Source organism: Pseudomonas sp. TE6283 (genome assembly GCF_054060555.1).
Genome location: NZ_JBSSDH010000012.1, coordinates 35843 through 49643, shown reverse-complemented (window position 1 = coordinate 49643; position 13801 = coordinate 35843). Strand labels below are relative to the sequence as shown.

Below are 13801 nucleotides of genomic sequence, written 5' to 3'. Positions count from 1 at the left end.
TGTCACTTTGACTCGAGGGCCTGCGGTGCTTCACTGGGTTATCCAGGCATGACCCGATCCAGGAGGCCGCCGATGAACCTGCACCAGTTCGCTGAAACCCACGAAGTCACCAACCAGCCGCCGTCCCTGGACGGCGCCAACCTGTATCGCCTCGATCAGCCCCTGCAGGAGTGGTCGCGCAGGTTCGGCGCCGGCTGGGCCGAATCGCGGATCGACGCCTACGGCGCCCTGGCCGGTGGTCCGCTGATGGCTGCGGGTTTCCTGGCCAATGCCCACAAACCCGAGTTCAGCAGCCATGACCGCTATGGCCACCGTATCGACCTGGTGGAGTTTCATCCCGCCTATCATCAGCTGATGCGCACCGCCGTCGAGCACGGCCTGCCCTCGCTACCCTGGGCCGAGCCAAGGGACGGCGCCCATGTGGCGCGGGCCTCGATGACCTACCTGCACAGCCAGGCCGAAGCCGGTACCGGCTGCCCGCTGACCATGACCTTCGCCGCCGTGCCGGCCCTGCGCTTGCAACCCGAGCTTGCCGGCTACTGGCTGCCGAAGGTCCTGGCCCGCGAATACGACCCGCGCAACGTCGGCGACCGGCACAAGGCCGGTGTCACCATCGGCATGGCCATGACCGAGAAACAGGGCGGCACCGATGTTCGCGCCAACACCACCCGCGCCTACCCGGTGGGCACGCCCGGCCCGGGCCAGCCCTATGAACTGGTGGGGCACAAGTGGTTCTGTTCGGCGCCCATGTGCGACGCCTTCCTCACCCTGGCCCAGACCGACAAGGGCCTGAGCTGCTTCCTGCTGCCGCGCCACCGGCCCGACGACAACCGCAACCAGTTCTACATCCAGCGCCTGAAGAACAAGCTGGGCAACTGTTCCAACGCCTCCAGCGAGGTGGAGTTCCGCGGTGCCCTGGCCTGGATGATCGGCGAGGAGGGACGCGGCGTGCCGACCATCATCGAGATGGTGGCCATGACCCGCTTCGACTGCATGGTCGGCTCCAGCGCGCTGATGCGCCAGGCCCTGACCCAGGCCGCGCACCACTGCGCGCACCGTAAGGTCGGCGGGCGTGTGCTGGCCGAGCAGCCGCTGATGCAGAACGTGCTGGCCGACCTGGTCCTGGAGAGCGAGGCCGCCCTGGCCCTGAGCCTGCGCATGGGCCAGGCCCTGGACCGCCTCGGCGACCCGCAGCAGGCGCACTTTGCCCGCCTGGTCACGGCCGTGGGCAAGTACTGGATCTGCAAGCGCGCCCCCGGGATGATCAACGAGGCCGCCGAGTGCCTGGGCGGTGCCGGCTATGTCGAGGACAGCATCCTGCCGCGGCTGTACCGCGAGGCGCCGGTCAACTCGACCTGGGAGGGCTCGGGCAACGTGCAGTGCCTGGATGTGCTGCGGGCCTTGTCGAAGGAGCCGGGCGTGCTCGAGGCGCTGTTCTGTGAGTTGGGCGACGGCCATGGCGATCCGCGGCTGGCGGCGTTCATCGGCAACCTCAAGGGTGCCTTCGCCGATACCGGTGATATCCAGTACCGCGCCCGGCAACTCACCGAGGACATCGCCGTGGCGCTGCAGGCCAAGCTGCTGCTCGAGGCGGGCAATGCCACGGTGAGCGATGCGTTCATCGGCAGTCGCCTGGGCGGCGGCGGGCGGGTGTATGGCGCGTTGCCACGCGGCGTGGACGCCGAGGCGCTGGTGGCCAGGGCCACGCCGGTGTGGGCCGGGTAACGCCCTCGTGGGGGTGTATTTGCCCGGCAACGCAGGCAAGATGGCTGTCATGCATCCCCTAAGACAGGAAGCCCAGTGTGAGCCAAGCGTTTGTAGTCGTTGATACCCCCGAACAGGCCGTCGACCGTCTGGCGGCCCTGCATGAACAGGCCACCGGGGCCTTGAGCCAGGCCCTCAAGCGCTACCTCAAGGACCGCACCGAGCCGGGCGACGAGGAGCGTGCGTTGTTCCGCTACCCGGCACTGCGCCTGACCTACTCCAGCCAGGGCGAAGTCGCCGCCACCACCCGCGCCTACGCCAAGGTCCAGGTGGACGGCACCTACAGTGTCACCGTCACCCAGCCCGCGGCGTTCCGTGGCTACCTGCTCGAGCAACTGCGCCCACTGATGCACGACTACACCGTGACCGTGGAAGTCGGCGTCAGCGAGCAGAACATCCCGTACCCCTACGTGGTCGACCAGGGCGACGAACTGGCCGGCAGCGGTATCACCGCCGCGCAACTGGCGCGGGTGTTCCCCAGCACCGACCTGTCGGCGGCCACCGACAACATCGCCGATGGCCTGTACGACTGGGAAAGCGCCGAGACCCTGCCGCTGGCGCTGTTCGACGCCGCCCGCGTGGATTTCTCCCTGCGCCGCCTGGTGCACTACACCGGCAGCGACTGGCGGCACATGCAGCCGTGGATCCTGCTGACCAACTACCACCGCTACGTCGACCAGTTCATCGCCCATGGCCTTGAGCAGTTGCGCGAGGACCCACGCTTCGTGCGCATGGTCCTGCCGGGTAACGTGGTCATCGAGAAGGGCATGGACAACGGCGAGGCCCAGGCCCTGGTCGCCAGCGTGGTCTGGCACCGCTACCAGATGCCGGCCTACCACCTGATCGCCGCCGACGGCGATGGCGTGACCCTGGTCAACATCGGCGTCGGCCCGTCCAACGCCAAGAACATCACCGACCACCTGGCGGTACTGCGCCCGCACTGCTGGCTGATGATCGGCCACTGCGGCGGCCTGCGCCAGTCGCAGACAATCGGCGACTACGTGCTGGCCCACGCCTACATGCGTCGCGACGGCATCCTCGACCGCGTGGTGCCGCCGAACATCCCGATCCCGGCCCTGGCCGAGGTGCAGCTGGCGTTGCAGGAGGCGGCCGCGCAGGTCACCGGCGAGCGTGGCGAGCAGCTCAAGAAGCGCCTGCGCACCGGCACCGTGCTCACCTATGACGACCGCAACTGGGAACTGCGCTGGGCCCAGGAACGTCCGTTGATCAACCTGTCCCGCGCCGTGGCGGTGGACATGGAGAGCGGTACCATCGCGGCCCAGGGCTACCGCCTGCGCGTGCCCTACGGCACCTTGCTGTGTGTCTCCGACAAGCCGCTGCACAGTGAGATCAAGCTGCCCGGCTCGGCCAACGCCTTCTACAACCGCGCGGTCAGCCAGCACCTGAAGATCGGCATCGCCGCCCTTGATCTGCTGCGTACCGAGCTCAACTCGCTGCACTCGCGTAAACTGCGCAGCTTCGATGAGCCGCCGTTCCGCTGAGGATCCATGTCCCTGCCACCCCGTAGCACACCGCGCCGCCCTGCGGCGCGGCCCACCGGCCCGCGTCGCCAGCCCAAGGCGCCGCCGGCCGAGCCGCGCTTGATCCTGTTCAACAAACCGTTCGATGTGCTCACCCAGTTCAGCGACGGCGAGGGGCGGACCACGCTCAAGGACTTCATCGACATCCCCGGCATCTACCCGGCCGGGCGCCTGGACCGGGACAGCGAAGGCCTGCTGCTGCTGACCAACGACGGGCGCCTGCAGGCGCGCATCGCCGATCCGAAGCACAAGCTGGCCAAGACGTACTGGGTGCAGGTTGAGGGTGAGCCGAGCGAAGAGCAGCTAAAGCACCTGCGTGACGGCGTCGAGCTCAACGACGGGCCCACGTTGCCGGCCCAGGCGCGTCTGCTCGAGGAGCCCGAGCTGTGGCCGCGCAATCCGCCGGTGCGTTTTCGCAAGAGTGTGCCGACCGCCTGGCTGGAGCTGGTGATCCGTGAAGGACGCAATCGCCAGGTGCGGCGGATGACGGCGGCGGTGGGATTGCCCACCTTGCGCCTGGTGCGAGTGCGGATTGGCGACTGGACGATCGAGGGGCTGGAGCAGGGCTGCTGGCGCGAAGTGCCAGCGAAGCTTTGAGCCGCACGCGTCCCCCGGCAGTTTCTGCCTTGATGCGGCAATCTGGGGCTGCTTTGCAGCCCTTTCGCGACACAAGGCCGCTCCTACAAGGAAGGGGGGCGTCAGGCCGCTACACCCCTTCGATAAACCCCACCACCACGCTCTTGATGATGAACGCCAGTACGCCAAGGCCCAGCACAAAGAACAGGATCAGCGTGCCAAAGCGTCCGGCCTTGGACTTCTTCGCCAGGTCCCAGACGATGAAGCCCATGAAACCGATCAGCACGGTGACCAGGACGATCATCATCCATTCTTCGAATACTGCGGGATCCATCGGTTCACTCCAGGCAGGTTGAGCCCTCGATCATACGCCGCACGCGCGAGGATTCAACGCAGGTGGGTCAATGGCAGCTCGGTGCTGGCCAGCACCTGGTTGAGCACGAAGCTCGAGCGCACGCTGGTCACGCCTTCGATACGGGTCAGGCTGCCCAGCAGCAGCTTTTGGTAGTGGTCCATGTCCGGCACCACCACCTTGAGCTGGTAGTCGGCGTCCATCCCGGTGACCAGGCTGCACTCGAGCACCTGGGGCAGGCTGCGAATCGCCGCCTCGAAGGTCTCGAAGCGCTCGGGCGTGTGCCGGTCCATGCCGATCAGCACATAGGCGGTCAGGCTCAGGCCGAGCTTCTTGCGGTCCAGCAGGGCCACCTGGCGCGAGATGTAGCCATCGTCCTCGAGCTGCTTGACCCGACGTGAGCATGGGGAAGGCGACAGGCCGATGCGTTCGGCCAGTTCCTGGTTGGAGATGCGCGCATCGCGCTGCAATTCGGCGAGGATGCTCAGGTCGTAGCGGTCGAGCTTGCTCATGGAAAGGGCCTTTTCTGTTCGGATTGCTGCGAATTATCGATCCTGAGTGAAAAATTGCGCAAGCGCTATTTATCAGAGCAATCTTCGCAATCCTCTGCCCCGGCGTCTGGCCTATCTTTATCACCAGAATCACTGCCCGGACATCAGTCCACGGCGACGCGCCCTAGGCGGGCGGTCGCGGCCAGCCATCCAACAGGATCCGCCAGGCCCCCGGGCTACGCACTGTCCAGAAGACGGCGCGAGGTGAGCCGGTGTCACAAGCACCGAGCACGGACGACAATTCCCGAAGGGAGGCCGCAAGGCCTCCCTTTTTTATTGCGCCGCAGGCTACGCTTGCCAGGCCAGCGAGCAACCCATTCAGGCCTTTGAGCAATTGGCGCACCAGAATGTCGGCTAATTTAATCTGCCGGTCGCGTTCTGCGGAGTAGACTGCCGACGATAATGGCGGGTGTTTGCATCGAGAGGAACAACATGAGTTCGCGCATCTGGCGGTTGGCAGGTGTTGGTTTGCTGGGCCTGGGCATCAGCCTGGGCGCCCTGGCCGAAGGGCCTGGAGAAGGGCATGACGGTCATGGCGGTCAGCAGGAGCAGGGCGCAGGCGAACGGCGTGGCTCGCCGCTCAATTCGCGTGATGAAGTGCGCCAGACGCAACCGCCACGCCAGGGCTACTACCAGGACATTCCCCGTCGTTACGGCGACAACCGTCACTGGGAAGCGGGCGGTCCGGGTCAGCGCCCCGGTGGCGACTGGTCAGGTCGGCCCGATGGTCATGGCAATGGCTGGGGGCCAGGGCCGCAGTACCATCCCGGGCATACCGTCGACCGCTTCCCGGATCGCTATTGGAAGGTGCCGTACCGCGGACAGGACTACTTCTACTCCGGCGGCTACTGGTACCGGCCCCATGGCGGCGGCTACGTGGTGGTCACACCGCCCTACGGCGTGCGGGTCGGCTACCTGCCGCCCTACGCCCGTGAAGTGTGGCTGAGCGGTGCGCTGTTCTTCCTGGTGGCCGACACCTACTACCAGTACCTGGCCGACAGCCGCGAGTACGTGGTGGTCAACCCGCCCGCTGTGGCGCCTGCGCCAATACCGCAGCAGGGCGGCGGCTACGATGTGATCGCCTATCCGATGTATGGCCAGGGGCAGGAGCAGCAGGAGCAGGACCGCTATCAATGCCATCGCTGGGCGGTGAGCCAGTCGGGATTCGATCCGGCGACCGCCACCTATGCGCCGCCGGCCAATGTGGCGGACAACTATCGACGGGCCTTGGGGGCGTGCCTGAGCGGGCGTGGCTACAGCATCAATTGATGGCGCTTTTGCGATAACCGGCTACACCGGGTCGGCGTGGACCATCACATCGGCCCGTGGATAGCGCTGGCGAATGACCTGCGAGGCCTGCACGCACAGTTCATGGGCGGCATGCAGCGGCATGTCGCCGGGCAGCTCCAGATGCAGTTGCACGAACCACTGGCTGCCGGAGACCCGCGTGCGCAGGTCATGCACCCCCTTTACCCCGGGGATCGCCAGCACCACTTCGAGCATGCGCTCGCCGATATCGGCGGGCAGTTCCTTGTCCATCAGGATCGCCGTGCTCTCGCGGGCGATCTGCAGCGCGCTCCACAGGATGTACAGGGCGATCCCCAGGCCGAACAGGGCGTCGAGCTGAGGCCAGCCGTAGCGGGCCAGGAGCAGCGCCAGCAGGATGCTGGCATTGAGCAGCAGGTCGGAGCGGTAGTGCAGCGAGTCCGCGCGCACGGCGGTGGAGCCGGTCAGGCGGATGACCTTGCGCTGGAGCGCCAGCAGCGCCACGGTCAGCGCCAGGGAAAGCAACATCACCGCGATGCCGACCGCGGTATCGCCCAGGGGCTCCGGCGACTTCAGCCGCTCCACCGCCTGCTCCCCGATCAGCACCGCGCTGACCCCGATGAACAGCGCCTGGGCCATGCCGGCCAGGGCTTCGGCCTTGCCATGGCCGAAACGGTGGTCGTCATCGGCCGGGCGCAGCGCGTAATGCACCGCCAGCAGGTTGAGGAAGGAGGCGGCGGCATCCAGCGCCGAGTCGGTCAGCCCGGCCAGCAGGCTGACCGAGCCGCTCAGCCACCAGGCCACGGCCTTGCTCAGCACCAGGATACAGGCGACGCTCAGCGAGGCGCGGGTGGCCAGGCGCAGCAGGTGTTGGTGTTCGGCGGTGGCGGTCATGCGCAGGGGATCATCCGGATCAGGTCAGGCCGCGGGTACCAGGCCGTAGCTGGCCAGTTGCTCGACACTGCCGCGGTGCTGGATCAGCCGCGGGTCGTTCAGCGGCAGGCGCTGGCCCAGTTCGCTCTCCAGGATAGCCTGCAGCTTGGTCCTGTCGACCTGGCCGTCGGCATTGATCGCCGGCTTGAGCTTGGCCGGGTCGATCTGCGCGCTCTTGCCGCCAGGGTAGTAGATGGCGCCGGTGGCGAAGTCGATGCCGAAGGCGATCAGGCCGGGAATCACGTAGAACAGGATACCGATGGCGTCCATGGCCGCGACCACGGGGTCGATCTTGCCTTCGATCTGGCCGCGACGGTCAGGGTAGAACAGGGTGCCGCAGGCCGTCAGCTGGGTCAGCAAGGTGGCGATGAGGGCGCCACCGATGACGCGGGAAGGGATGCGCATGTGAGTCTCCGGAAGATAACGACATACAAGGGCGCGGCAATCGTGCACGCCTGAGGTTAAGACCATGATAGGGCAGCCTCGGTTCGCCGTTATACTCGGACGATTGTTCGAGGACCACCATGATTTCATTACCGATCGATGCCGTACTGTCCGACCTGCGCCAGGCCCTGGCCCAACGTGACGAAGCGGTGCTCGAGGCGCCTCCCGGCGCCGGCAAGACCACCCGCGTGCCCCTGGCCCTGCTTGATGAGCCCTGGCTGCAAGGACAGAGCATCCTCATGCTCGAGCCCCGGCGCCTGGCCGCCCGCGCCGCTGCCGAGCGCCTGGCCAGCGAATTGGGCGAGAAGGTCGGCGATACCGTGGGCTACCGCATCCGCCTGGACAGCAAGGTCGGCCCGAACACGCGCATCGAAGTGGTCACCGAGGGCATCCTCACCCGCCGCCTGCAGGCGGATCCTGCGCTGGAGGGGGTGGGGCTGCTGATCTTCGACGAGTTCCACGAACGCAGCCTGGATGCCGACCTGGCCCTGGCCCTGAGCCTCAACGGCCGGGCGCTGCTGCGCGACGAGCCGCCGCTGAAGATCCTGCTGATGTCGGCGACCCTGGAGGGCGAGCGACTCTCGCGCCTGCTCGACGAGGCGCCAATCATCAGCAGCCAGGGACGCATGCATCCGGTGGATATCCGCTGGAGCCGACCCTGGCAGCCTGGCGAGTTCGTCGAGCCGCGCGTGGTCGACTGCGTGCTCCAGGCCCTGGCCGACGAGTCCGGCAGCCTGCTGGTGTTCCTCCCCGGGCAGGCCGAGATCCGCCGCGTGCACCAGGCCCTGCAGGAGGCCGTGGGCGAACGCCCGGACATGCTGCTCTGCCCGTTGCACGGCGAGCTTGAGCTGAGCGCCCAGCGCGCCGCCATCGAACCGGCGCCCAAGGGGCAGCGCAAGGTGGTGCTGGCCACCAATATCGCCGAAACCAGCCTGACCATCGACGGTGTGCGCGTGGTGATCGACGCAGGTCTGGCGCGGGTGCCGCGCTTCGATCCCGGCAGCGGCATGACCCGCCTGGACACCCAGCGCATTTCCCGCGCCAGTGCCACCCAGCGTGCCGGGCGTGCCGGTCGCCTTGAGCCCGGCGTGTGCTATCGACTGTGGTCCGAGGCGCAGCACGATCAGTTGGCGGCCCATGGCAGCGCCGAGATCCTCCAGGCCGACCTGGCCGGGCTGGCCCTGCAGCTGGCGCGCTGGGGCGTGCCACCGGAGCAGCTCAGCTGGCTCGACCAGCCTCCGGCCGCTGCTTACGGCCAGGCCCAGGACCTGCTGGCCCGGCTCGGTGCCTTCAAGCCCGGGTGCCGCGACAACCTGAGCACCCATGGCCAGGCCATGGCCGAGCTGCCTGCGCATCCGCGCATCGCCCACCTGCTGCTGCGCGGCCAGGACCTCGGATTGGCCGACATGGCCTGCGATGTCGCCGCGCTGCTGGGCGAGCGCGACATCCTGCGCGGCGGCGGTGCCGACCTGCACAGCCGGCTGGCGCTGCTAAGCGGCGAGAGCCGCGTCTCTCGTGGCGGGCAGGGCGGTGTGCAGCGCGCCCGGCAACTGGCCCGGCAGTACCGCGGCCAGTTGCGTGGCAAACCGCGCAGCCCGGTCGCCGACCCCGACCATCCCCGCTGGCTGGGCGCCGTGCTGGCGCTGGCCTACCCCGACCGGGTGGCGCAGCAGCGTCGCGAAGGCGGCGCCGAGTACCGCCTGGCCAATGGCCGGGCGGCGTTGTTCGCCGAAGCCGATGCGCTGATGAAAAGCCCGTGGTTGGTGATTGCCGACCTGGGCAGCCGCCAGGGGCAGCGTGAGGAACGCATCTACCTGGCCGCCGAATTCGATCCGGCGCTGTTCGACGGTGTGCTGGCCGAGCAGGTGGAGCAACTCGACCTGCTCGACTGGGACGAACGTGAACAGGTGCTGCGCGCCGAGCGCCAGCGCAAGGTCGGTGAGCTGGTGCTCAGTCGCGAACCGTTGCCGGGGCTGGATGACGACGCACGGGCCAGGGCATTGCTGGGGTTGGTGCGGCGCAAGGGCCTGAACCTGCTGACCTGGACCCCGGAACTGCGCCAGTGGCAGGCCCGCGTCGCGCTGTTGCGTCAGCTGGATCTGGAAAAGGACGGCCACAGCGAGTGGCCGGATCTGGGCGACGACGCCTTGCTCGCCAGCCTGGAAGACTGGTTGCAACCTTATCTGGGCAAGGTGTCGCGGCTGAGCCATTTCGCCAATCTGGACCTGCCGTCGATCCTGCGCAACCTGTTGCCCTGGCCCCTGCCCCAGCGTCTGGACGAGCTCGCGCCATCACACCTGGCCGTGCCCTCGGGCTCCAGCATTCGCCTGGACTACAGCGAGCAGCCACCGATCCTCGCCGTGCGCCTGCAGGAGCTGTTCGGCCTGGCCGACACCCCGCGCATCGCCAACGGTCGCCAGCAGGTCAAACTGCACCTGCTGTCACCGGCGCGCCGACCCGTGCAAGTGACCCAGGACCTGGCCAACTTCTGGCGCACCACCTATGCCGAGGTGAAGAAGGACCTGAAAGGGCGCTATCCCAAGCACTACTGGCCGGACGATCCACTGGTGGCGGAAGCCACGGCCAGGGCCAAGCCAAGGAAAGCCTGACGCTTGGTGAATACCGGTCTCAAGCGCCGGCTTCACCTTCGAGCAGCATGAACAGGCGGTACAGCACCACGGTGCTGAACAGCTGCAGGAAGCCGCTGAGGCTGTCCAGGGCCAGTTGCACGCCAGGCTGCGGCTCGGGGAACAACTGCAGCAGCAGGCCGTCGATCAACCACAGCGGCGCCAGCACCGAGAGCATGCAGACCATGATGCGCAGGAAATGCCCGGTGGTCATGCGCGCGCTGGTGCGCATCGACTCGATCACCGGCAGGCCGCGCAGCACCAGCAGGTACTCGGCGAACACCAGGTTCACCATGATCCACACGCCGGGGAAGATGAGCAGCGCCAGGCCCGCCATGATCAGCAGCGAGCTGATCACGATCAGCAGGGCCAGCATCGGCCAAAGCTGCAGTGCGCGGGCGAACAGGTCGCGCTTGGCGGTGTCCTGGCCGTTGCTGCGGGTATCGAGGTAAAGGATCAGCGCGGCGCTGTACAGCGGGTAGAACAGCAGGCTGACAAGCATGCCGTAGGCCGGCGAGGCCTGCTCGCCCAGCTGGCTGTAGAGCAACTGGGTGCCGAGGGCCTCAAGAACGACCAAGGGCAGGCACAGTTGCAGGATGCTCGTCAGGTGACGGCGGAAGAAGTACAGGGAGTCGCGCAGAACGCTCAGCGGATTCATCGGTCAACATCGCATGGCAGAAAAAGCAGGGCGTAACTTTAGCCCAGTCGGCCCGCTTGCTGAAAAAAGTTTCATGGCCCGGACAATTGAATCGCGACATCCGGGCCTCCATCTTTGACGCTGTCCGATGTCCTGTTCAGCGCACGAGGTTGCCCCGATGAACACTGAAGAACAAACCCTGATCGACGGCCTGTTCGGCCGTCTCAAGCAAGCCGAGGACCCGGCCCAGCCGCGCGATGCCCAGGCCCAGGCGCGCATCGAGGAGCACCTGCGCCAGCAGCCGGCGGCGCCTTACTACATGGCCCAGGCGATCCTGGTCCAGGAGGCGGCGATCAAGCGCCTGGACGAGCAGAACAAGCAGCTCGAGGCCGAGCTGCGCCAGGCGCGTGCGCAAGTGGATGCGAGCCGCCCCAGCAGTGGCGGTGGTTTCCTCTCCAGCATCTTCGGCGCGGGAGCCCGCAATCCAGAACCGCAGCGCCCGGCCGCGCCGCCTACTTCCTCGGGAGGCTGGCGTGAACCGGCGCCCCAGGCGTATGCCCCGCCACCGCAGCAGCAGGGTTTCGGTGCGCCACCCGCGCCGGCGCGCAGCGGCGCCAGCAGCTTCCTCGGTGGCGCCATGCAGACCGCCGCGGGCGTAGCCGGTGGCGTGTTGCTGGCCCAGGGCATCAGCAGCCTGTTCAACCATCACTCGCAGCCTGAAGAAATCGTCGAGGTGATCAAGGAGGAGCCGGCGCCAGCCAGCGACGCTGGCGGCTGGAACGACCAGGACAGCCAGCGTCAGGTGGCGGACAACGGTGGCTGGGGCAATGACCAGGGTGGTTATGCCGATGCCGATTACAGCGGTGACGATGGCGGCTTCTTCTCGGACGACGACTACGTCTGAGGGCTCTGGCATACTCGCTGGAATCTGGGGGCGCGTTGCGCCCCTTTCGCGGGCAGCAGCCCCCATACACGGATTCGCGGGGTGCCCACGTTTGAAGAAAATCGCGCTGTTCGCCGATGTGCAGAACCTCTACTACACGGTTCGCCAAGGTCATGGCTGCCACTTCAACTACGCCGCGCTGTGGGCCGAGGTCAGCCGCGAAGGGCAGATCGTCGAAGCCGTGGCCTATGCCATCGACCGTGGCGACAGCAAGCAGCAGCAGTTCCAGCAGATCCTGCGCAACCTGGGGTTCGAGGTGCGCCTGAAACCCTTCATCCAGCGCGCCGATGGCTCGGCCAAGGGCGATTGGGACGTGGGCATCACCCTCGATGTCATCGAGGCGGCGGCGCGGGTCGACCAGGTGGTGCTGGCCTCGGGCGACGGTGATTTTGACTTGTTGCTGGAGCGGGCGATGCAACGCCATGGCGTGGAAACCGTCGTGTACGGTGTGCCTGGGTTGACCGCGTTGTCGGTGATCCGCGCCGCAAACCGTTACGTGCCTATCGAAGGCCGGCTACTGCTGCGCCACTGATCTGTGATGCTGCGAGCCGCGCACGTACAAGGGAGTGGGCTTCAGCCTTTCTTGCCGTTGCTGTCCAGATGCCCCAGCGGCACCCGTCGCGCCACCGCGCTCGACAGGATGATCGACGTCTTGGTGAAGCCCAGCTGCGATACGCGGTTGATCAGCGCCTCCAGCTCGCCCATCGAGGTGACGGCCGCCTGCATGATCACGCACGGGTCGCCGGTCACCCGATGGCATTCGGTGAGTTCGGGGATTTTCTCCAGGGCCTCGTAGGCCTGCTGATTGCCATGGCTGGCCAGGCGCAGTTCCATCACGCACTGGATCGGCAGGCCGATCTTCTCCAGGTCGACCTTGGCCGTGTAGCCGCTGATCACGCCGCAGGCCTCAAGCTTGGCCACCCGCTCGGCCACTGCCGGGGCCGAGAGATTGACCTGGCGCGCCAGCTGCGCGTATGTGGCCCGCCCGTTTTCCAGCAGGGCGGCGAGGAGCATGCGGTCGTACTTGTCCATGGGGACTCCTGCTGACTTTGTAATCGATTGGAAAGGCGCCGTATAACCATGCATTACAAAGTGTTTCGGTGTTTTAAACGTGTTTTGTAACTTAAGTTTGCGCCTGGGCCTTTCTAAACTAATCCACCCGTAAACGGATTTCGAGCCCTTGCCATGTCCTCCTCCCGTCGCTTCCCGTTGTTGCTTGTCGGCGCCTTTCTCGCCCTGTACCTGGTCTGGGGCTCGACCTATCTGTTTATCCGCATCGGCGTGGAGTCCTGGCCGCCAATGCTGATGGCCGGGGTGCGTTTCCTGATTGCCGGCAGCCTGTTGTATGGCTTCCTGCGCTGGCGCGGCGCGCCTGCGCCGACCTGGCCTCAGTGGCGTGCGGCCGGAGCGATCGGTTTCCTGCTGCTCAGTTGCGGCAACGGCGGGGTGACCCTGGCCGAACACGCCGGGGTCGCCTCGGGCGTGGCGGCACTGGCGGTGGCCACGGTGCCGCTGTTCACCCTGTTGTTCGGCCTGTTCTTCGGCCATCGCAACTCGCGCCTGGAGTGGGCGGGGATCGCTCTTGGGCTGGTGGGCATCGGCATGCTCAACATGGGTTCGAACCTGCAGGCCAGCCCCATGGGCGCGGCGCTGATCCTGTTCGCCGCGGCGGCCTGGGCCTTCGGTTCGGTGTGGAGCAAGAGCCTGCCACTGCCCCAGGGCGCGATGGCCAGTGCCGCTGAAATGCTGGTGGGCGGTGCCGCGCTGCTGATCGGCAGCGCCGTCAGCGGCGAGCGCCTGACCCAGATGCCCACCGCCGCCGGCTGGGGCGCGCTGGCCTACCTGGTGTTCTTTGGCTCGATCCTGGCGTTCAGTTCCTACATGTACCTGCTCAAGCACGTGCGTCCGGCGGCGGCCACCAGCTATGCCTACGTCAACCCTGCGGTGGCGGTGCTGCTGGGGATCGTCTTCGCCGGCGAGCAGATCGGCGCCGAGGAATGCGTGGCGATGGCGGTGATCATCGGCGCGGTAGTGCTGATCGGCCTGCCGCAGTGGCGCAAGGTGCCGGAGGCGCCCGTGCCGCTTAAAGAAGGGGTGTGCAAGTAAATACCGGCCACCGTGGCACTGGGGTAAACTTGCCGCCTTCGCTGAACCCCCTGACGGTATT

14 protein-coding genes are annotated in these 13801 nt (G+C 66.9%); 8 read left to right on the top strand and 6 right to left on the bottom strand.

Annotation, left to right across the window (positions count from 1 at the left end):
- Positions 1–72 precede the first annotated feature (72 nt).
- The 3 genes from ACVWZ5_RS16775 (at position 73) to ACVWZ5_RS16765 (ending at position 3902) form a co-directional block, all read left to right on the top strand.
- Positions 73–1725: an acyl-CoA dehydrogenase family protein gene (locus ACVWZ5_RS16775; protein ID WP_457340736.1), complete on the top strand. Its 1653-nt coding sequence runs from the start codon at positions 73–75 to the stop codon at positions 1723–1725.
- 77 nt (positions 1726–1802) lie between these two features.
- Positions 1803–3266: an AMP nucleosidase gene (gene amn / locus ACVWZ5_RS16770; RefSeq protein WP_028690411.1), complete on the top strand. Its 1464-nt coding sequence runs from the start codon at positions 1803–1805 to the stop codon at positions 3264–3266.
- Between the two features lie 6 nt (positions 3267–3272).
- A complete protein-coding gene (locus ACVWZ5_RS16765; RefSeq protein ID WP_280084048.1) occupies positions 3273–3902 on the top strand; it encodes a pseudouridine synthase in 630 nt (209 codons plus the stop codon).
- A 109-nt stretch (positions 3903–4011) separates the two neighbouring features.
- Here ACVWZ5_RS16765 and ACVWZ5_RS16760 read toward each other — a convergent pair whose 3' ends face one another.
- Together ACVWZ5_RS16760 and ACVWZ5_RS16755 are read right to left on the bottom strand one after the other, a co-directional pair.
- Entirely contained in the window at positions 4012–4215 is a 204-nt protein-coding gene (locus ACVWZ5_RS16760) for a DUF2788 domain-containing protein (protein ID WP_028690413.1), read from the bottom strand.
- Between the two features lie 53 nt (positions 4216–4268).
- Positions 4269–4745: an Lrp/AsnC family transcriptional regulator gene (locus ACVWZ5_RS16755; protein WP_011535815.1), complete on the bottom strand. Its 477-nt coding sequence runs from the start codon at positions 4743–4745 to the stop codon at positions 4269–4271.
- A 471-nt stretch (positions 4746–5216) separates the two neighbouring features.
- Between ACVWZ5_RS16755 and ACVWZ5_RS16750 the strand changes: the two genes are divergently transcribed.
- Positions 5217–6053 carry a DUF6515 family protein gene (locus ACVWZ5_RS16750; RefSeq protein ID WP_260270512.1) on the top strand — a complete coding sequence of 279 codons (837 nt, stop codon included), beginning with the start codon at positions 5217–5219 and terminating at the stop codon, positions 6051–6053.
- 21 nt (positions 6054–6074) lie between these two features.
- On the opposite strand, the gene ACVWZ5_RS16745 is transcribed toward ACVWZ5_RS16750, so the two are convergent.
- Positions 6075–6944, bottom strand: coding sequence for a cation diffusion facilitator family transporter (locus tag ACVWZ5_RS16745; protein WP_457340735.1), 870 nt, complete (start codon positions 6942–6944; stop codon positions 6075–6077).
- 24 nt (positions 6945–6968) lie between these two features.
- Complete coding sequence (locus ACVWZ5_RS16740) at positions 6969–7388, bottom strand: hypothetical protein (RefSeq protein WP_028690416.1); 420 nt, start codon at positions 7386–7388, stop codon at positions 6969–6971.
- Between the two features lie 119 nt (positions 7389–7507).
- Between ACVWZ5_RS16740 and hrpB the strand changes: the two genes are divergently transcribed.
- Positions 7508–10036, top strand: a complete 2529-nt coding sequence (hrpB, locus tag ACVWZ5_RS16735; protein WP_062575284.1) for an ATP-dependent helicase HrpB — start codon at positions 7508–7510, stop codon at positions 10034–10036.
- A gap of 19 nt (positions 10037–10055) precedes the next feature.
- Here the strand turns inward: hrpB and ACVWZ5_RS16730 are convergent, their stop codons facing one another.
- On the bottom strand, positions 10056–10712 hold the full coding sequence (locus tag ACVWZ5_RS16730; protein ID WP_062575283.1) for a YciC family protein: 657 nt from the start codon (positions 10710–10712) through the stop codon (positions 10056–10058).
- Between the two features lie 157 nt (positions 10713–10869).
- Between ACVWZ5_RS16730 and ACVWZ5_RS16725 the strand changes: the two genes are divergently transcribed.
- Both ACVWZ5_RS16725 and ACVWZ5_RS16720 read left to right on the top strand, forming a co-directional pair.
- Positions 10870–11595 (top strand): DUF2076 domain-containing protein, encoded by a 726-nt coding sequence (locus ACVWZ5_RS16725; protein ID WP_028692069.1) that lies wholly within the window; start codon positions 10870–10872, stop codon positions 11593–11595.
- A gap of 91 nt (positions 11596–11686) precedes the next feature.
- Positions 11687–12166 carry an NYN domain-containing protein gene (locus ACVWZ5_RS16720; protein WP_028692068.1) on the top strand — a complete coding sequence of 160 codons (480 nt, stop codon included), beginning with the start codon at positions 11687–11689 and terminating at the stop codon, positions 12164–12166.
- A gap of 41 nt (positions 12167–12207) precedes the next feature.
- Here the strand turns inward: ACVWZ5_RS16720 and ACVWZ5_RS16715 are convergent, their stop codons facing one another.
- The gene (locus ACVWZ5_RS16715) at positions 12208–12666 is read right to left on the bottom strand and encodes an Lrp/AsnC family transcriptional regulator (protein ID WP_028692067.1); all 459 of its coding nucleotides are present in this window, start codon (positions 12664–12666) and stop codon (positions 12208–12210) included.
- A 153-nt stretch (positions 12667–12819) separates the two neighbouring features.
- Between ACVWZ5_RS16715 and yedA the strand changes: the two genes are divergently transcribed.
- On the top strand, positions 12820–13740 hold the full coding sequence (yedA, locus tag ACVWZ5_RS16710; RefSeq protein ID WP_062575282.1) for a drug/metabolite exporter YedA: 921 nt from the start codon (positions 12820–12822) through the stop codon (positions 13738–13740).
- The last annotated feature ends 61 nt before the right edge of the window (positions 13741–13801 follow it).

Bases quoted from the DNA above. Each gene is read 5' to 3' on its own strand.
- ACVWZ5_RS16765 (WP_280084048.1), top strand. From the start codon at position 3,273: ATGTCCCTGCCACCCCGTAGCACACCGCGCCGCCCTGCGGCGCGGCCC.
- ACVWZ5_RS16740 (WP_028690416.1), bottom strand. From the start codon at position 7,388: ATGCGCATCCCTTCCCGCGTCATCGGTGGCGCCCTCATCGCCACCTTG.
- ACVWZ5_RS16750 (WP_260270512.1), top strand. From the start codon at position 5,217: ATGAGTTCGCGCATCTGGCGGTTGGCAGGTGTTGGTTTGCTGGGCCTG.
- ACVWZ5_RS16755 (WP_011535815.1), bottom strand. From the start codon at position 4,745: ATGAGCAAGCTCGACCGCTACGACCTGAGCATCCTCGCCGAATTGCAG.
- ACVWZ5_RS16730 (WP_062575283.1), bottom strand. From the start codon at position 10,712: ATGAATCCGCTGAGCGTTCTGCGCGACTCCCTGTACTTCTTCCGCCGT.
- ACVWZ5_RS16725 (WP_028692069.1), top strand. From the start codon at position 10,870: ATGAACACTGAAGAACAAACCCTGATCGACGGCCTGTTCGGCCGTCTC.
- ACVWZ5_RS16745 (WP_457340735.1), bottom strand. From the start codon at position 6,944: ATGACCGCCACCGCCGAACACCAACACCTGCTGCGCCTGGCCACCCGC.
- ACVWZ5_RS16775 (WP_457340736.1), top strand. From the start codon at position 73: ATGAACCTGCACCAGTTCGCTGAAACCCACGAAGTCACCAACCAGCCG.
- ACVWZ5_RS16760 (WP_028690413.1), bottom strand. From the start codon at position 4,215: ATGGATCCCGCAGTATTCGAAGAATGGATGATGATCGTCCTGGTCACC.
- ACVWZ5_RS16715 (WP_028692067.1), bottom strand. From the start codon at position 12,666: ATGGACAAGTACGACCGCATGCTCCTCGCCGCCCTGCTGGAAAACGGG.
- yedA (WP_062575282.1), top strand. From the start codon at position 12,820: ATGTCCTCCTCCCGTCGCTTCCCGTTGTTGCTTGTCGGCGCCTTTCTC.
- hrpB (WP_062575284.1), top strand. From the start codon at position 7,508: ATGATTTCATTACCGATCGATGCCGTACTGTCCGACCTGCGCCAGGCC.